The sequence below is a fragment of the Belliella filtrata genome, from assembly GCF_022549775.1.
Classification (GTDB): Bacteria; Bacteroidota; Bacteroidia; order Cytophagales; family Cyclobacteriaceae; genus Belliella; species Belliella filtrata.
This window is the reverse complement of sequence record NZ_JAKZGP010000031.1, coordinates 35,545-55,040: the sequence shown is the minus strand read 5'-3', so window position 1 is coordinate 55,040 and position 19,496 is coordinate 35,545. Positions and strand designations below refer to the sequence as shown.

Annotated in this window: 17 protein-coding genes; 15 read left to right on the top strand and 2 right to left on the bottom strand. The window is 30.8% G+C overall.

Annotated features, from left to right (window positions below; all coding sequences use genetic code 11):
* The 14 genes from MM239_RS12440 to MM239_RS12375 form a co-directional block, all read left to right on the top strand.
* The coding region (locus tag MM239_RS12440; protein WP_241348572.1) for a TrkA C-terminal domain-containing protein at window positions 1-254 on the top strand (254 nt) is incomplete at its 5' end.
* Window positions 255-407: 153 nt separating this feature from the next.
* Window positions 408-968 (top strand): hypothetical protein, encoded by a 561-nt coding sequence (locus MM239_RS12435; protein ID WP_241348571.1) that lies wholly within the window; start codon window positions 408-410, stop codon window positions 966-968.
* A gap of 427 nt (window positions 969-1,395) precedes the next feature.
* On the top strand, window positions 1,396-3,051 hold the full coding sequence (locus tag MM239_RS12430; RefSeq protein WP_241348570.1) for a site-specific integrase: 1,656 nt from the start codon (window positions 1,396-1,398) through the stop codon (window positions 3,049-3,051).
* Window positions 3,052-3,188: 137 nt separating this feature from the next.
* Complete coding sequence (locus MM239_RS12425) at window positions 3,189-3,821, top strand: recombinase family protein (protein WP_241348569.1); 633 nt, start codon at window positions 3,189-3,191, stop codon at window positions 3,819-3,821.
* 421 nt (window positions 3,822-4,242) lie between these two features.
* Window positions 4,243-4,713, top strand: coding sequence for a hypothetical protein (locus MM239_RS12420; protein WP_241348568.1), 471 nt, complete (start codon window positions 4,243-4,245; stop codon window positions 4,711-4,713).
* Window positions 4,714-5,165: 452 nt separating this feature from the next.
* On the top strand, window positions 5,166-6,761 hold the full coding sequence (locus MM239_RS12415) for a type I restriction-modification system subunit M (RefSeq protein WP_241348567.1): 1,596 nt from the start codon (window positions 5,166-5,168) through the stop codon (window positions 6,759-6,761).
* Window positions 6,761-7,246 (top strand): dual specificity protein phosphatase family protein, encoded by a 486-nt coding sequence (locus MM239_RS12410; protein ID WP_241348566.1) that lies wholly within the window; start codon window positions 6,761-6,763, stop codon window positions 7,244-7,246. The genes MM239_RS12415 and MM239_RS12410 overlap by 1 nt, the downstream gene beginning before the upstream one ends.
* Window positions 7,234-7,833, top strand: coding sequence for a restriction endonuclease subunit S (locus MM239_RS12405; protein WP_241348565.1), 600 nt, complete (start codon window positions 7,234-7,236; stop codon window positions 7,831-7,833). The genes MM239_RS12410 and MM239_RS12405 overlap by 13 nt, the downstream gene beginning before the upstream one ends.
* A gap of 11 nt (window positions 7,834-7,844) precedes the next feature.
* Window positions 7,845-8,465 (top strand): restriction endonuclease subunit S, encoded by a 621-nt coding sequence (locus MM239_RS12400; RefSeq protein WP_241348564.1) that lies wholly within the window; start codon window positions 7,845-7,847, stop codon window positions 8,463-8,465.
* A 140-nt stretch (window positions 8,466-8,605) separates the two neighbouring features.
* Complete coding sequence (locus MM239_RS12395; protein ID WP_241348563.1) at window positions 8,606-9,529, top strand: Abi family protein; 924 nt, start codon at window positions 8,606-8,608, stop codon at window positions 9,527-9,529.
* A gap of 1 nt (window position 9,530) precedes the next feature.
* Complete coding sequence (locus tag MM239_RS12390) at window positions 9,531-12,443, top strand: type I restriction endonuclease subunit R (protein ID WP_241348562.1); 2,913 nt, start codon at window positions 9,531-9,533, stop codon at window positions 12,441-12,443.
* A 598-nt stretch (window positions 12,444-13,041) separates the two neighbouring features.
* Entirely contained in the window at window positions 13,042-14,514 is a 1,473-nt protein-coding gene (locus MM239_RS12385) for a hypothetical protein (protein WP_241348561.1), read from the top strand.
* 48 nt (window positions 14,515-14,562) lie between these two features.
* On the top strand, window positions 14,563-15,096 hold the full coding sequence (locus MM239_RS12380) for a hypothetical protein (protein ID WP_241348560.1): 534 nt from the start codon (window positions 14,563-14,565) through the stop codon (window positions 15,094-15,096).
* A gap of 19 nt (window positions 15,097-15,115) precedes the next feature.
* Window positions 15,116-16,024, top strand: coding sequence for a hypothetical protein (locus MM239_RS12375; protein WP_241348559.1), 909 nt, complete (start codon window positions 15,116-15,118; stop codon window positions 16,022-16,024).
* A 636-nt stretch (window positions 16,025-16,660) separates the two neighbouring features.
* Here MM239_RS12375 and MM239_RS12370 read toward each other — a convergent pair.
* Window positions 16,661-17,137, bottom strand: coding sequence for a hypothetical protein (locus tag MM239_RS12370; protein WP_241348558.1), 477 nt, complete (start codon window positions 17,135-17,137; stop codon window positions 16,661-16,663).
* Window positions 17,138-17,212: 75 nt separating this feature from the next.
* The gene (locus tag MM239_RS12365; protein WP_241348557.1) at window positions 17,213-18,223 is read right to left on the bottom strand and encodes a hypothetical protein; all 1,011 of its coding nucleotides are present in this window, start codon (window positions 18,221-18,223) and stop codon (window positions 17,213-17,215) included.
* Window positions 18,224-18,793: 570 nt separating this feature from the next.
* On the opposite strand from MM239_RS12365, the gene MM239_RS12360 reads away from it, so the two are divergent.
* Window positions 18,794-19,423, top strand: a complete 630-nt coding sequence (locus MM239_RS12360; protein WP_241348556.1) for a hypothetical protein — start codon at window positions 18,794-18,796, stop codon at window positions 19,421-19,423.
* Window positions 19,424-19,496 lie beyond the last annotated feature (73 nt).

Genomic DNA, 19,496 nt, shown 5'->3' with positions numbered 1-19,496 from the left:
ACATCATTGAAGTTCAGACACCTAAGAGGTATGTGGGCTTGACCATTTCAGAGACAAAAATTAGACAAGATTATAATATCAATATCTTGAGCTTGATTAAAATGGAAGAGAAGTTGAATATTTTCGGAGTAAAATCAAAATCTAAGAAGGTTACTGGAGTAGTCACAGCCAATACCGTGATTGAAGAAGGGGACATTCTGCTACTTTTTGGGCATATCAAGGATATCAATACGATATTGAATTTGACAGATTAGAAGCATCTATATTAGAAATAAGGTTTACTAAAGACCATTTCTACAGAATATATAACTTTTTAAGTGTGTTTAAATAATTAGATGGATAGTGATAGTTTATATTAGTTTTTCATTTAAGTTCAATAAATTAGCGCATCACCCAAAGCAAATCTTATGAAAAAAAATCTATCTAGTCCTAAATTACTTAGTAGTAAATTTTGGGACGTAAATAAGATTCTTAGCGTTTCAGCTATATTTATTTCTTTTATGACTTTTTTAGTGTTGATCTATCAGACTAAGATTCTTAGGGAGCAACAGTTATTGTCTTCCATGCCTTATATAAGTGTTTCTAATAGGGGATCTTATACCCCAAATTACAAAGTCGTATTGGCAAATCATGGAATAGGCCCTGCAATATTAGAAGAGGTCAATATTTTCTATGCTGGAGAGAAATCCAATTTTAAGGATTTGGTTGGTTTTGTTTTTGATAAGAGTGATACTATTCGTGAGTTAAATTATTTGCTTCATTCAAATATTTATCCTGGTATGTTAGTTCCAGCTGGTGAAGCTATTTCTATTTTTGAAATAGAAGACGATGTAGAAGAGTCAATTTTACTTCGATCAGAAATGAACCGACTCTATGAAACTGGTTTGACGTGGGAACTGGTATACTCCTCTGTGTATAAGGAAAAATGGAGGATTACACAGGAATCTCTTGCGCCAGAGAAGTTATAGAAGTCTATAATTGAGTGGAGCTAGAATAAATAGTAGATTTTTTTATTCTTATTGAGCTTCTTAGAATCCACGATTTCACGATGCTTCAAATGATTTTGATTGCATCAATAAGAGGATCAAACTGCTCAAAATAAACAATTTGAAAAGGAATATAGGGTCTTATAGATTCAGTCATTCCTGCACTATGCTGAGCAAATTTTTGCAATGACCCTTATAAAAATAGTCATCATATCGACTTTTAAGGGCGTATGTGTAGTAAACATCATTCATGTTTGTTGAAAAAATACTTTGAAACAATAGTAGTAGCCGCGCTAGGGCTACAATGAAGCCTTATGTTATCCAAAATAGCCCTTATTTGGCTAAAAAGGGGTGTACGTGTTGTATAATTTTGTTTTTAAATGTTGTACATTTGTATAAATCATAAACTATGGCATGGACAATTAGCTTATTTCGGCACAAAAGAAAAAAAAAGGATGGTACTTTTCAGATAAAATTGAAAATTCGTAACCGTGATTTAAAATTTCAATATGATTTTCCTATAGAATATAAAGTTGCGGGTAAAAAAAAGAAGCTTTCATTATCCTTAGATTTTTGGAATAATTTGTCGAAAAACAATAAGAAAATTATATATGTGGCAGAACACAGATACAAAGAGATTCTCTTTTTTTTGGAAAACAACAATGTTCCTATTACACCCAAATCAATTCGAAATCTTTACATTCAGGAGCCATTTGATATAACTAAAGAAAACGAAATAGAAAAAATCAAACATTTGCTTTCATATGAATTATCTGAAAAGGAAATAAGTGAATATAGTGGCGATCAATTAATTGGTATAGCAAATAGCCTTGATGATTTGCAAATTGGTAATGATGAGATACTTCAAGAAGATCAAGTTGGAACCCTCCTTATACTAGCTGAGGAACATAATCGAAAAAAAGAAGAATTAAATAAAGCTCGTAATATCGAAAATAACTTAGATCGCTGTGATGCTCAATACAAAATCACTGGTTATTATGATTACACAAGAATTATAGATGCATTTGGGTATTATTGGACTCTCAAAAGAATTAATGATAGTCGTTACTTGACAAAATATGATGGAAAGATAGTCTTGCGAGTTGCCCAATTTATCTTTCTGACTGGAGCTTCAAATAGAGTAGAAGACCTCAATCACGAATGGGTTAAATCTTATTTTTTGCATCTGAAAAATTATGGTTTTTTAGATACTAGAAAAATAAGAAATTATACTCCCTTAGAATTGTACGATTATAAAGATTTAATAATCGAAAATCAACATAGGAACAAGATTTATAGTTTGGAAAGTTACGTTGACCAAATTAAAAAATTTAAAAAATATTTTAGAACGCTTAGAAAGAAAACCACTTTTTTTGACTCCATACCCAAATTGGATTTAGACGATTTTGACATTAATTCTCTTAAAAATATTGAAGCGGATTATGAGCAAGTTAAGACTCAAAAAGATCATTATTTAAATGTAGAAGAGCTTGAAATAATGAGCGGTTTTAAAAGTGATAATGAAGAATTAAACTTAACTAGAGATCTTTTTTTTATTCAAACATTCTCTAGTGGCAATCGAAGTATAGAAAAAGACCTTGTGGCTATTAAGGTTCATAAGGGAATAACCTATTTTGAAGTCAAGCATAGTAAAACAAAATCAAAGAATGTTAATGGTCAATTTAAATATTTGAGAGAAGTTCTAACGAGGTACAATTATATATTACCAGAGATTAAGATGAATTCTCGTCAGTACAATGAAAATTTGAAGAAAATTGCAGAAGAATTAAATTTTAATCGAAAGATTGAACACGTTGTGAATAAAATCAATTCCAAAGCGACAGTTTATAATTATATACCTCTAAAAAAATGTATTTCTCAGTATTATTCGAGACACACATTAGTTAATTATCTTGTTGATGGTGGAACTAAAGATACTGACATAATTAAAATCACAGGACATGTAAACACTGATATTCTTGATCACTATAAGAAAAATGTGACCGTTCAGGAAAAACAAAAAATTATTGATATTGCTGATAAAAATAATCAGAGTAAATCTTAAAAGGGGAATAGTATTTTTTTCAAATGTTACACAATTAGAGTATACTCTAAATAGTAACAAAATCTTTATTCCTAAATATCTAATATCCTTGTTTAATCAAATTATTGTTACTAATTTAGGGTATAAATTATACACCTATGAATAGTAACAAAAAAGTGAATGTTTTTTATTCAAGAGTATCGACATTAGATCAGAATGACGCAAGGCAGTTAGATAATTTAAGTGGATTTGATTTCGTATTTGCTGATAAATGTTCTGGATCTATACCAATTTTTGACAGGCCTAAAGGGAAACAGATTCGGAAGCTTATTGATAATGGGCAATTAGAATCCCTAACAATTCATTCAATTGATAGGCTTGGAAGGGACACACTTAGTGTTTTGGATGTCTGGAAGCAATTGACTGAATATGGTATTAAAATAATATGTAGAAATCCTAGTTTTCAAAACTTGAATGAAGATGGTAGTATCAACATATTTTCAGATTTGATGTTATCCATTTTATCAATTATGGGTGACTTTGAAAAGAAATTGATAAAAGAGAGGCAAATAGAAGGAATTGAAAAAGCAAAACTTGAAGGTAAGTATACAGGACGAGTCGTGAATTCAAAAGAATCAGTTGAACAATTTTTAAAAAAGCCAAAAATCAAAAGAATAATAAGAGATATCAATAGCGGTTATACAGTTCGTGAGATAGCGGAAAATGCTAACTGTAGTAATACAACAATTTTGAAAGTAAAAAAACTCTTACTGACAAAGCCCAAATTGTGATTATTATATAATCTACAAGGTATCCCGCCCATGCACCCACCTGTGGGGAGAGGGTTTACAGTGCATATAGTGCATTCATTCATATTATTTTTTAACTATAAAAATTTTAGATTAAAAAAGAATTTGGCAAAAATATTTTTATAAAATTTTATAGTTTTTTGTAATAATTCCTAATATTTAAACTGGGTCTTTTAACTATTTCTGTTCCCTATTAATCAACTTAACAATTGTAGAATCACTTATGTAGTTTAAATAAATTACATAATTTATTTATAGAATAATATTTTTAAATATAGTAAAAAAACAGAATATTAATTAAGTTAAATAGTATAAATAACTTTTTAGTAATTATATATGGATTAATTTTCAGAATAAAATTTTTTTAAATAATTTTGAGAAATATAATTTAAATTAAAAAAAAATGGAAAAAATCAAATTACACCATAATGAGCTTGAACTAATTGGACAAACCAGAATAAGCGGAAATATGTATTCACTTTATCATTATGAGCTTAATGAAAATGACCAATTTGATTCTGGCTTATATTATCCAAATAGTTTACATGACGACGAAATTAATAGGGAAGTTTTGAATTCAACGTTTAGTTTATTACTTGAAACCTTAGGAACACACCAACTTCAGGTTGATTATGACTACTCAACTACATATTATAGTGGCGCTTTTGGAACTAAATATTTCACCTATGATTGTCCTGAGCTTCCTTTTATGTTGATTGATTGGATTCATGATAAAAGGCATTCAATTTTGATACATTTAGAAGAGTGTGATGATGAAGACTTTACATTAATAGAAGTTGAAAATTCTATATTAAATGAGTGTTTTGAAAATTTTCTTCAAAATGAAGTTTTTAAAATAAATGATGTAGATTAAAAGTAGTTGGGATTTTCAATATTCAAAATTAGCCGATTCTATTTTGTTTCGGCTAATTTCGTTATATCTATACTTTAGACCTTATTAAAACTCTAAAATTCATTATAATGTAGTCAATAAGTTCCTCCTAGTTTACAGATTTTTTATTGTTTTATCAGATCCACTATGCTATGTATTGTTCATTTTTGATTGAAGTGATTTTACCCTATTTGTAACTTCCCTTATTTACAAGATCAAAAAAATTTTTTGCTAAACACTCAGACGAAATGTTTTGATGAACAACTCAAAAAGTGGAAGTCAATGAATTTCATCCTTAATTATCACAAAAAAAATTCCAAATTTTATATTGTTTTTGGATTTTTATATTTTAACTAATTTACTTCACTTTTTTTCTACCTATTTTTAGTTTTTTAAAAGAAATTAAAATGTGAAATGAGTAAAGGAAATATTTAATGAGTGAAGACCAGAAAAAGATACTAGAACAACAACTTTGGAATATAGCCAATACGCTGAGAGGCAAAATGAATGCGGACGAGTTCCGTGACTATATTTTGGGCTTCATTTTCTACAAATACCTGAGCGAGAAAATGGAAATTTTCGCTAATGTTATTTTGAAGCAAGACAAAATCAAGTTTCGAGAAATAACGCCAAAAACAGCACAAGCCAACGACTTTTTGGAAGCAATCAAAGAAGAAGCACTTGAAAAATTGGGTTACTTCCTTAGACCCGAAGAACTTTTTACCGAAGTGGCTAAAAGAGGAATGGGCAACAATGAAGACATTGACCAGTTTGACGAAAGCAAAACAAATTTCATACTTGAAGACCTTCAAAAAATACTGACCAACATACAGCTGAGTACAATGGGTACTGACAGCGAAGAGGACTTTGACAACCTCTTTGAAGATATGGATTTGAACAGTACCAAACTTGGTAAAACACCCGAGGCAAGAAATACAATTATTGCAAAGGTGCTAACGCACCTTGACAAGATTGATTTCAAATTGGAGAACACGGAATTAGATGTTTTAGGTGATGCTTATGAATATTTGATTGGACAATTCGCCAGCGGTGCAGGGAAAAAAGCGGGTGAATTTTATACACCACAAGAGGTTTCTAAAATATTGGCAAAGATTGTTACCACAGGAAAGCAAAAACTAAAATCGGTTTACGACCCTACTTGCGGTTCAGGCTCTTTGTTGTTGCGTGTAGCCCGAGAAGTTAAAGACGTGGCAATGTTTTACGGACAAGAAATGAACCGTACAACTTACAACCTTGCCCGAATGAATATGATTCTGCACGGTGTGCATTATCGCCAGTTTGACATTAAGCAAGAAGACACTTTAGAATATCCGCAACATATAGAAGACTTGCCTTTTGAAGCCATTGTTGCCAATCCGCCTTTTTCTGCCAAATGGAGTGCGAACCCTATTTTCACAAGTGATGACCGTTTTAGCCAATACGGAAAATTAGCTCCTGCAAGTAAAGCAGATTTTGCCTTTGTGCAACATATGATTTACCATTTGGCTGAAAATGGAACTATGGCAATTGTATTGCCACACGGTGCATTGTTTAGAGGTGGAGCAGAACAACACATTCGTAAATTCTTGATTGAAAACAAAAACTACTTAGATACAGTAATTGGCTTACCTGCCAATATATTTTATGGTACAAGTATTCCCACTTGTATAATGGTTTTTAAAAAATGTCGTGAAAATCCTGAAGATGTTTTATTTATTGATGCAAGTAGCGATTTTGAAAAAGTTAAAACGCAAAATGTATTGCGTGACGAACACATTGATAAAATTATTGACACGTTCAGAAACAGAACCGAAACGGAGAAATACAGCAAAAGAGCCTTATTAACAGAAATTGCCACAAACGATTATAATCTGAATATTCCTAGGTATGTAGACACTTTTGAAGCAGAAGCGGAGATTGATATTGAAGCCATTGCCAATGAAATTAAAGCCATTGATGAAAGCATAAAGGAAACAGATAAATCCATTGCCGATTTTTGTAAAGAATTAAATATTTCAACGCCTTTCTAATGAAGCAAATTAAAGACATACCACTATTTGTTGGCGTAAAAGAACAATACACCATTGCCAAAAACAAAGGAATGAAAATCGTTTGTGCCTTGAATAGAGCCAATGGTTTTGTTACACATCAATCTATGGTGGGTTGGCAAGGAAGAGGTTGCGACCCAAGACACCCACATTATTTATTTAGACGTGATGAAGATGCCATTTACTTGAATATGATTGATGGTGACGACCCTAAATATGTTAATGATGCAATGATTAATCCTGCATTGGATTTTATACATCAAAATTTGAGCAATGGCAACGAAGTTTTCGTGTATTGTAGTTTGGGTGAGTCACGAAGTCCATCCATTGCCTTGATGTACTTATTGGAATACAACTTGATTGAAAAATCTGCGAATACTTTTAGAATTTTCCAAAACGAATGTTACCCGAACTACCAACCGAAGAACGGAAACTTACTTTACATAAAAAGAAGATGGGGAATTTAAAAAATATACCAAAATTACGTTTCCCTGAATTCAAAAAAGTTTGGGCTGAAAAAAGTTTGGGCGAACTCTTGGAATTCAAAAATGGGATAAACGCATCCAAAGAGCAATATGGAAAAGGCGTTAAGTTTATCAATGTTTTAGACATTCTTAATAATGATTTTATTATCCACGATAGAATTATTGGAAGTGTAGATGTAGAAAAAAATATTGTTGACAAATACCCTGTTAATTATGGAGATATTTTATTTCAGAGAAGTTCTGAAACTAGAGAAGAAGTCGGTTCCGCTTCTGTTTATCTTGATAAAGAACATACCGCAACATTTGGTGGCTTTGTAATACGTGGAAGAAAAATTGGTGAATATGACCCAATGTTTTTAAACAAGTTACTCAAAACTGATGCATCAAGAGATTCTATTACCTCTAAATCAGGAGGAAGTACAAGGTATAATGTTGGACAAGAAACATTATCGTCTGTAAAATTGCTTTTCCCTGAAATTTCCGAGCAAACCAAAATCGCCAATTTCTTCACAGCAGTAGATGAAAAACTCCAAGCCCTCAAAAAGAAAAAAGCTCTTTTGGAGCAATAAAAAAAGGCGTAATGCAAAAACTCTTTTCGCAGGAGTTACGCTTTAAAGATGAAAATGGAAATGAATTTCCTGATTGGGAGGTGAAAACGTTGGGAGATGTTTTGATTGAATCAAATGAAAGAACTAATAAATCTAATCAATATAGAATTTTGTCATCAACGGCCAAAGGACTTTTTAATCAAGATGAATATTTTACTAGAGATATTGCAAGCAAGAACAATAAGGGCTACAAAATTTTAAGAAAAGGACAATTAGTATTTAGTCCTCAAAATCTATGGCTAGGTAATATTAATGTAAATTTGGAATTTGAAATAGGAATTGTTTCTCCTTCTTATAAAATATTTTCATTTTCGAGAAATGAAGCAATTCCAGACTTTTGCCAATATTTTCTTTTAACTCCTAATATGTTGTTTGAATATGAGCAGGCATCAGTTCAAGGAGCAAGTGTGGTTAGGAGAAATTTAGATATGGATAGATTTTTAAACATAGAGGTTATTCTTCCCTCTATTAAAGAACAGGAATTAATTTCAAAATTTATCCAAGCAATTGACGAAAAAATCAATAACATTCAAGCACAGATTTCAAAAGTTGAAACTTGGAAAAAAGGACTTTTACAAAAAATGTTCTGCTAGTTAAATGACTGATATGGCAACAAATAGAAAAAATAGTTTGAAAATGTTTACAGAATTCAAAAATAGTTGTACCTTTGCACCAACAGTACCCGTTCAGCATACCGTAAGATCTGCTAGCGGGTCATTCTTTTTTTATAGCTATGGCAAATAAAGTTCCACACTCCATAGCTGACCAAATTGCCTTGCTCAAACAGCGAGGAATGCTCTTCAAGGATGAGCCTACTGCACACCATTTTTTAGAAAACATCAGCTACTACCGTCTCAAAGGTTATTGGTGGGATATGCAAGCCGATTATACGCTTCATACATTAAAACCCAACACCTACTTTGAAGATATATTAGACCGCTATACTTTTGACAGGCACCTGCGTTTGATTCTATTTGATGCTATTGAACGCATAGAAATTGCCCTACGCACCAAAATGATTTACCACCTTTCAATGTCGTATGGTGGTTTATGGTATTTGAACCCAAATCTATTTGAAACTACGCCTCTACCATCAGACCCAAACATAACAATTTATCAAAACACCATCCTTGAACTCAAAAAGGAATTTTTCAGAAGTCAGGAAATTTTTATCAAAGACCAAAGACGAAGATATCCCAATCAGGATGCAGATGCTTGGAAAATAATGGAAGTAGCTTCTATGGGTACATTATCAAAGCTTTACAAAAATTTGAAACACCAATTGCCCGAAAAAGCAACGATTGCAAATGAAATGGGATTGAACCTTCATAACGAACTTTCAAGTTGGTTAGAAGCTATTACTTATGTCAGAAACATTATTGCCCATCATTCCAGGTTGTGGAGTAGAAATATGGTAAAAGTACCAATTGCCAATTTGAATAACCCACTTTCCATTTGGTTAGACAAACCGCTAAACCCAGTTCAAAGCAAGAAACCTTTTCTAATTATAAGCACAATGGTTTACTTATGTAACGAAGTAACGCCCAATCATCAAATAAAAAGCAAAATATTAACCCTTTTTGCCAACAACCCCAATATACCTATCTACAAATTAGGATTTTTGAACAATTGGCAGAACCAAGGTTTATGGAAATAAAATGAGTAAACAAAGCGAACAAATATTAGAAGAACAATTGATTGCCCAGTTACAAAAATTGGGTTATGCTTACCTGCCTATTGCAGACGAAAAAGCACTGATAGCAAACCTTAAAAGTCAATTAGAAAAACACAATCAAATTTCCCTTTCAGATGCTGAATTTGACAAGGTAATTAATCTCTTAAACAAAGGTTCAATTTTTGAAAAATCAAAAACGCTTCGCCAAAAACAACACATTGTAAGAGATAACGGAGATAACCTCTATTTTGAATTTCTGAATACCGAACATTGGTGTCAAAATCAATATCAGGTAACCAACCAAGTAAACCAAGAAGGAAAATACAAAAACCGCTATGATGTTACGATTTTAATCAACGGTTTGCCATTGGTTCAAATAGAACTTAAACGCAGAGGTTTAGAACTCAAAGAAGCCTTTAATCAAGTAAACCGCTATCAACGCCATTCATTTGGTGCAAATTCGGCTTTGTATCAGTACGTTCAAATTTTCATCATCAGCAACGGATTAAACACAAAGTATTACGCCAACAACCGCAACCAAAGTTTTAAGCAAACTTTTTATTGGACAGATTTTGAAAACAAGCGATTGACCAATATTCTCAACGGTTTTACAGATGCTTTTTTAGAGCCTTGCCACATCAGTAAAATGATTTGCAAGTACATTGTACTCAATGAAGCCTATAAAATTCCAATGGTACTCCGTCCTTATCAATTTTATGCGGTAGAAGCATTGATTGACCGAGTAAAAAACTCCAACAAAAACGGTTATATATGGCATACGACAGGTTCGGGCAAGACCTTAACCAGTTTTAAAGCCAGTCAAATTTTGATGAATTTCCCAGAAGTTCACAAAGTTGTTTTTGTGGTGGACAGAAAAGATTTGGATTACCAAACCACCAAAGAGTTCAACAGTTTTAGTGATGGTTGCATTGACGGCACAGATAACACAGCCAATTTGGTAAAACAGTTTATTGGCACATACAAAGACAAAAAAGGCGAAGCCAAAAACACCAAACTGATTGTTACTACCATTCAGAAACTCAATACAGCCATCAGCAAATTGAAGTATGAAAAGAGAATGGCAGACTTGAAAGACAAGCGAATCATTTTCATTTTTGACGAGTGCCACCGAAGCCAATTTGGAGAAACACACAACAGAATAAAAGAGTATTTCAACAATGCTCAAATGTTTGGCTTTACAGGCACACCCATTTTTGCCGACAATGCCAACAAAAACGAATTGGGCAAACGAACAACCAAAGACCTTTTTGAAGACTGTTTGCACAAATACGTCATAACAGATGCCATCAAAGACGAAAACGTATTGAAATTTTCGGTTGAATATGTAGGCAGATACAAGCAAAAAGACACAGCAACCGAAATTGATATTGAAGTTGAAGACATTGACACGCAGGAATTGATGGAAGATGAAAAGCGATTAGAAAAAATTGCCGATTATATCATCAACAATCACAACCGAAAAACACACAGCAAGGATTTTTCGGCAATGTTTTGCGTGGACAGCGTAAAGTCATTGATTCGCTATTACGATATTTTTAAACGAAAAAAATTAGCAGGAGAACACAATCTAAATATTGCAACCATTTTCAGCTATGCAGCCAACGAAGATGATGCAGATGCCAATGGCTTTATTCCCGAAGAAGTTTCTGTAGTTGAAGAACCGAGAGCTTTGTATGGCTTGCAAGCCCACAGTCGTGAAAAATTGGACGAGTACATTGAAGATTACAATCAATTGTATGATGTAAAATATTCCACCAAAACCAGTGAGGATTTTTACAACTACTACAACGATATTTCAAAGAAACTGAAAGACCGAGAACGCCAACCCGAAAATGTAAACAATCGGATAGATGTTTTATTGGTGGTGAATATGTTCCTTACAGGTTTTGATGCCAAAAAAGTGAATACGCTTTATGTGGACAAAAACCTTAAATATCACGGACTGATTCAAGCTTTCAGCCGAACCAATCGAATTTTAAATGAGCAGAAATCACAAGGTAATATTGTCGTTTTCAGAAATCTGAAAAACAGAACAGACGAAGCCATTACCCTATTCAGCAACAAAGAAGCGATTGAGGTTATCATAATGAAACCTTATGAAGATTATGTCGCCAAGTTTGATGAAGCCTTTGAAAAGTTGTTGGAAGTTACACCAACAACAGACGCAGTTAACGACCTTGAAAGCGAAGATGATGAACTGAATTTCATAAAGGCATTTCGTGACTTGATGAGAATTAAAAACATTCTCACAGCCTTTTCAGACTTCAAATGGGAAGATTTGAAAATGAACGAGCAATTGTTTGAGGACTTCAAAAGCAAATACCTTGACCTTTACGACAAAGTAAAAAGCAACCACCAAAAAGAGAAAGTTTCCATCTTAGAAGATGTTGACTTTGAATTGGAGTTGATTCACCGTGACGAAATCAATGTTTCTTATATCATTCAGCTTTTAATCAAACTGAAATCTCAAACACAAAAAGACACGACAAAAGCAGAAAAGGAAATTTTCAATTTATTGAGTACAGAAGCTACGCTAAGAAGCAAACGAGAGCTAATAGAGAAATTCATTTTAGAGAATCTTCCAGTCATAAGCGACCCCGACAACATTACAACTGCCTTTGAGGAGTTTTGGAACGAAGAACAACAAAAGGAATTTTCTAAAATCGTACAAGAAGAAAATCTATCAGCCGAAAGAACAGAAAAACTCATTGAAGATTATCTGTTTGCTGAAAGAGATCCACTCCGTGATGAAGTTTTAGAACTCATTGAAGGAGAAAAACCAAATTTACTTCAACGCAAAAAATTAGGCGACAGAATTTTAAAGCGAATAGTGGATTTCGTGGATACATTTATTAACGGAATGAATTTGGACTAAACGATGTTTTCAAATCCAAAAATCTAGATTTTGTGTAATTGAAATCTAAGGCTCTAAGATAAATTATCCTGATCATAAGGTGTTAATATTGTGATTTATGTGCTTACAAGAAATGGAATAAATCTGATTTTTTATCATTTAAAATTTCCATCTAAACATAGAAACTCGTGAGACACTTAAAAAAGTATTATTTCTTTTGGTCGTGCGACATTTAAAGATTCTGTATTCGTGCGACATAAGGTAATATATATTATTTATTATATATTACATATAATATTTTATATATTAGGATTGTACTACCAAAGAGATTTCCTTTTGATCCATTCCTGAAAATGCTTTTTAGAAATTCACCAATTCTTATTTAAAATAGGTTAATTGATTTATTAATTTTTAGTTATAAAATAAAATTATCTATTAATTTTTATATTAAAAAATTATATCAATTATTGAAAATATTATAATTGTAAATAAAAATGTGTATATTTGAAAATATTCATTTAATAATTTAAACTGGATAGAGAGGAATTAGTATCTTCTTGTTCTTTTATATTTTAATAATGGGTATAAAATTATATTTAGTTTAACCACTTACTTTAAAGTGAAAAAAAATGAAAATTCAATTGAATTATTCTCCACTATTTCTCCAGAAAATCTAAATCAAAGACTTCTAGAAATAGGTGTTAAAGAGAATTTTATCAAAAACCACTTTGTTAAATATTTTTATATCATCCATAGGATTTATTCCCATGATGTATTCAATAAAAATGAAAATGAATGTAGGTTACATTCAGAAATATTAAGAAGTCTTTTGGGGAGTTATTATTCTTCTATCTTAAATCACTTAATTACTATTGGTATTGTTCAGTTATCTTCTAACTATTTGGCAGGTGGAAGGAGTAATGGATATTCTCTAGTGGAGGACAAGGGCGCTATACTTTATCAATTTGAAAATAAGCATAGGTTCGTAAAAAAAATACTAAAGATAGATCAACCTAATGTACAGAATGGTACACAAACATTAAGTAGATTATACAGATCCCTATCAAATCTTGAATACGACCATATTGATAAAGATTCACTATCAGAGTCTGAAAAGAAATTTATTCATTTTTTGGAAAACGATCTTTTTCAAACTGTTGGAGAAAGGGGAAAAAGAATTTACAATAATTTCTGCAATCTACCTAAAACCCTAAGAAGTAAATTAATGCTCAATAATGAAGAGCTCACATTTGTAGATATTGTTAATAGTCAGATGATATTTTTAGGTTCTGTGATCAAAGAAACATTAGAAAAGCAAGGTAAAAATATTGATAGTTCAACAAGTGTATTCATAAAAAATGCAAGTACTGGAAAGCTTTATGAACTTCTGATGCATGAATGCGAAGTTGTAAATCGTTCAGAGTTAAAAGATCAGATATTCAAGATTATTTTCGGTAAAAATTCTTTTTCAAAAATAATAAGCAAAAAATTTAATAAATTATTTCCGCAGGTAATTGAGGTCATCAAATACCTAAAACAAGAAGACTATAGGATCCTTTCACATCAGATGCAACAGATGGAAGCTAAGGTGGTTTTTAGAGCCCTAGATTCAATAGATTTCGAAAAAGACATACTGACTGTCCACGATTCACTATATGCCCCCAAAAGCGAAAAAAATACCATTCTAGAAGCTTTGGTCAATTCATTTAAATGTGAAGGATTAGAGGCAGTAATAAATGTCAATGACGAATATTCAACAAGGGTATTTGAGTATGATGATTTTGCCAATAAAATTGACAAGATTTTATCTGGTACACCAAGAATGAATGATGAAACAGAAAATAGAACAATAATGGTCGATTTTGGCTCCGATGAATATGACGCAGTGGAGGATGAGATGAAATTTCTAAAGCATTGTTCTGTAAAGGAGATCAATTTTTATTTAGAATTTTATAAGTTTAGTGAACGAATCACTTCAAGAAGCGATATTGATATAATACGAAAGCTTGCTCGAAAGAAGGTGATGGCATTATTAGATACCTCCATTAATTCACTAGGTTCAGATGATGATTTTGATGACTTACCTTTCTGATTGCAAAATTCATTTAGTTCAATTATAGACTAAAGACTAGATTAATTTATGGAAACTGTTATTGGATTGCTTGCATTTTTAATAGGTGTACTACTTGTTTATTGGAGGGAAAATAAGAAAACCTTTCAAGAAAAAATTTTTGAATACAAGTTTGAGGCATATCGAGAAATTCTTGAAGCAATAGGAACATACTATCAAGATGTATATAATTTTTTAGAACGTTTTCAAAATTTTGATGGTAGTGAAAAGGAGTGGGAGCTAATCTTTTTAAAAGAGTCTGGAACTTATACTTCAAAAGCTATGAGACTCGAATTATTATTTTATAAATATTTAAGTACTTTACCTCAAAAACAACTAGAATTGTTTAGAGAGATAACTTTATTGGCTCAGGGTCATATTACGAATCATTTTCATTGTAGATCATCTTTCCCTCACGATAGTTATGATAGGCTTTGGGATTTGTTTATTGACTTTTCGGAAGAAGCTAGAAAAGATCTAGGGTATGATATTTTAAACTCATCATTAAATAAGAGACTAAGCCAACAATTCTATCCAGTAGAAATTCCAAGGAAAAAATCATGATAATAACCAAACATGGAAAATGTATTTAAATAGGCTAATAAAAATACTTGGTAATCTAAATTTAGCTTATGATTACTATACTATATTAAATGAGCTTTTTAGAAAAAATGGTCATTTGCCATTTATGGTTACTAATTATGGTCAAGGAAAATCTTTAATGCGGGCAAGACCCATGTATCCAAATGAACCTAGATTTAAAAATGTTAGTGACTTCTCCTTCAAGCCACAAAAACTAAATCATACCTACCAAAGAGCAAGTACACCTTATCAATCTATGTTTTATGCAACTACCACTAGAGAAAGCCCGTCTGATGGTGAATTTGATTCTGCTAGATTAATTAGTGTTGAAGAATCAATGCCTTGGGTTCGAGATGAAAATAGTGTAGGTGTTAGGAAAATAGCTTTTGCAAGGTGGCTTGCTAAAGAATCATTAAATTTAATTACAATAGTTCATAATAGTGAGTATCATAAAGTTAATTCATATACAAAAGAGGTGTATGAAGACTTTAATAAAACAATTTCTGCAAGTCCCAAAGATTATCAAGATGCGGTAATGAATTTTCATAAGGCATTGGCATACGAGTTTTCAAAAGAAGTAAATAATCATTTAGAATATCAAATTTCAGCAATTTTTTCTGAGATTATGTGTGGAAGGTCTGATATTGATGGTATTTTATATCCAAGTTTTAGAATGGAAGGAAATGGATTAAATGTCGCAATTAAACCTCAGTCTATGTATAAACTAGGTCTTTATGTAGCAGGTGAATCAATTATTTATAAAAATAAAAAAGAATTAGTACTTGGAAATACTGCAATAGTTCAACTTGAAGAGGGGACTGAAGCATTTGAAATGATTGATATAGAAAACCATGAAGAAGAGTGTTTAAATAAAATAGGGGTTAGTTCAATCGAAGAGCTTTTGTTATAATGTTTAATTTTGAAAGCCAATAAAAATGTTATGTTCTAAATATGGAATATTAAATTTTATGATTATTCGCAATGACACCAGTATGGATTTTTCTCTATGTCAATAATTGAACAAAGTCAAATTAAAAGAGATATTGATTTATGTTAAGCTAGGGTTACATATAGTGATATAATCATGGTTGAATGTCAAAATTGATATTTAGATTTTTTTGGTGAAAATGACGTCATAAACTAATTATTTGATATAAGAATAAGAATTAAACTAATTTTTAGTTATTAATTAATAGTAAAAAATTATAGCTTTTTACAAGCTATTTTTGTTGTACATTTATTTGTAAATTTGTTGTACAATTTTACAAAAATCCCTTTTAAACGTCTTAAATAAAGATAAAAGTAGCCGCGCTAGGAATCGAACCTAGATCTAGCGTTTAGGAAACGCTTGTTCTTGACTATATATTCAATCTATTGAAAAACAACGTTTTAAAATTTTTATTTGCAGTAAATACATCCGATATAATACCCCAACTGCAAAGTTTACTGCAATGGAGTTCTCTATTTCTAAAAATAAATTACACTTAAAACTAATTGCAAATACAATTTCTCCAAACGTAGATCCTATAAAAAAAAGCAAGTTAAATTAATATTTTACTTTCAGGTTATTTATGAAAAGGTCAATTTTATTGGTCATTTCAATGACATCGTTCGCTTTCGATGGTGATGTATTCTCAGGTAATTCTTTTACTGTTAGCTTCAATGTACGAACAGTTTTAGGTTCGATATCAATGTAAATGTATGCTACATCATAGTTCTGGTAAGCTTTTTTGGATTGTTTGATTAAGTTTTGTCCAGATGTTGGTTTTATCAATTTGTTCTCGCTGTCCCATTTCCCATTTTTAGTGAAAATTTTATAGTTCAAATCTTCAAAAATTTCAAGAACATCAACATCATTAACATTAAAATCAAAATACTTTTTAAATACCAATTCAAGGGTTGATGATATGTAATCTATTTCATTGCCAGAGTTCTTCCTTTCATTCCCTCTAATTGGAAGAAAATGTTCTATAAATGATTTTAATATTTGATATTCTGTATCCTTTAATTTTGACCTTTTCACATGCAATATTTTATCAACCTAACTAATTTTAACTAAAAGTAACGAAAGTATCTGAGTCCTTATAATGTCAAAACTTCATTTAGCCTTTTTGACCTCAAGTAAAGTGTTACAAAAGTCTATATCAATAATATTCTTAAGAGTGTTTTCCCAAATGCTATCATTAACAAGAAACGTAAATCTATTATTTTCAAAAATTTCTTTAAATTCGGAGAATTGAAGACAATCATATTTTTTAGTAAAACATTCATCACTTACTCTGTCTGATTCTGAAAACTGTAAAAAATCTTTTGACTTCAAATTGCGAGTTGTTACCTCACTCCAATATAGAAATGATGTGTAGTTCCTTATTTGAATTTCTTTCTCAAAATCAAGCGGTATAATAATATCTAAATAATCTTGTTCATCATATTCTACTGGATCAAATCCTGTCCCTTCCACCCTGCCGATGTATAGGTTTCTAAACCCATAATTATACTTAGCCCTTAACTTACTGTTCCATCTAATATTTTTATTATATGACAATCCAAAGCTTGAGTAAAAAACAGATTCAATATCAGAAATAAATACTGAGTAATGAGCAGATCCATGTTCAAGTAATTCCCAATTTTCAATTAAATAACTGTAATCAAAAGGATAATGAATCGAAATATATTGAATAGCTAAGTCTATGTTATTCAAAAAAATTGTCTTGTAGTTGTTGTAAATTTCCGAAGTAAAACTATCAAGTAAATTATAGGGTAAAATGTTATCATTTTTACTATTCCATATTTCAGTGAAAGGTTCTGAATTGTAATTCTCTGATTTAAATTTCCTTGCAAAAATTCGATATACAATTGTTTTAAAAAACGCTAATTCGTCTTTAATTTCTTTTCCACTTAGGTATTCTCTCTCAAAGATTCTTTTAAAATATTTCCCAGGATATTTTACCCAATCATACCCTCGTACTTCTCCATTTGTAAATTCGACGACTATGTCTGTGCCACCTGGTTCAAAAGACAATATATTCAACCTATATTCTCTATCTATCCAAGAAATTTTGGATTTTAATTTTTCAGGGATACCAATATTGACTCTTTCTACTTTCATTTAAATTAATTTTGTTTTAGAATCTTCTTGGTTATCATATAAAATTCAATAATTACTAAATAAATACCAAAAAACCTTATTCTTTATTTTTTTAAAACTAATAATACCATTGGACATTATTAGTTTTAAAAGTAAATTAATCTATATTTAATTCTTTTACTCTTTGGAAGATATATACCTATTCCTTTAAGCCTTTCACTTTTTCAATAAACAACTTCAATTAGTAAAGGGAGCTTTAAAATATTTAAAGGGTTAAATCTATATTTTTCGGCAAAGTTAAACTAATGAAGAATTCACCTTAACAAAATAACTTCTTAGCGAACTAGGAATATCTACTTTTTTTGAGTGTTTATAAATGTTTATAATAAATAAAGTATTTCTCTAATTTTCTTATTCCAGGATTTTGTTTAAACAAAAAATAAACTGAAATTAGAGGTTAATAATCAGGTAGTTGTGAGTTAAAAATGTTAAGTAGAAACGTTAAAATATATTATTAAGATAATTTTTGTAATCAAGTTCGAAAAAAAATATTTTGGTGAAACACATAAAATTTTACTTAATTAAATTAAAATGGAAAAAATCAAACATGATTTATTATTAGCAGTCGAAATATTTATATTGAATTGTACAAAAAAACGACAAATGCTATTGCAGAATGCAATATCAAAAGCCAAAGTAAGAAAAAGATTAGCAGTAACTTCAGGTATATTAGCTTTACTATCTGCAGGTGCAATTACGTCAGTCCTTATTAAATTTCTCGGTAATGAAATACTTCAAATTGTCGGAGCTTTTTCAGCAGCTCTTTCTGGGTTTATTTCATTATTAATTACCTCAAATTACAAGGAGGAAGAAACATCAATAATATTTGAAGGCTCTTCAAAATATTTATTATTAAGAGATAAAGCATATCGAATTCTTATTAATCCAAATATTTCTCAGAAATTAATATTTAATAACTTAGATGCTCTTCAAACCGAGTATGGAAATCTTGATGGGATATACTCAAAATATTTTATTCTTACTGGTAAGTACGATAGATTAAGGTCTGGAGGTTTTCCAATCCCAAAATTTGAAAAGGATATAGATGATGCACTGGAAATTGAAATGACAAAGTTTGATGAAAAATTTGATATAAAAGAAGACAGAGCTTGGCAAGAAAAAAAAATGATTTTAAGAAGATTTCTCTTATTGGTCAAATGATTTTTTTTTATTCACTTTTAGTGCTTTATAGACCTTTTGACTTAAGTGGACTTCCTACAAAAATGTTAATAAA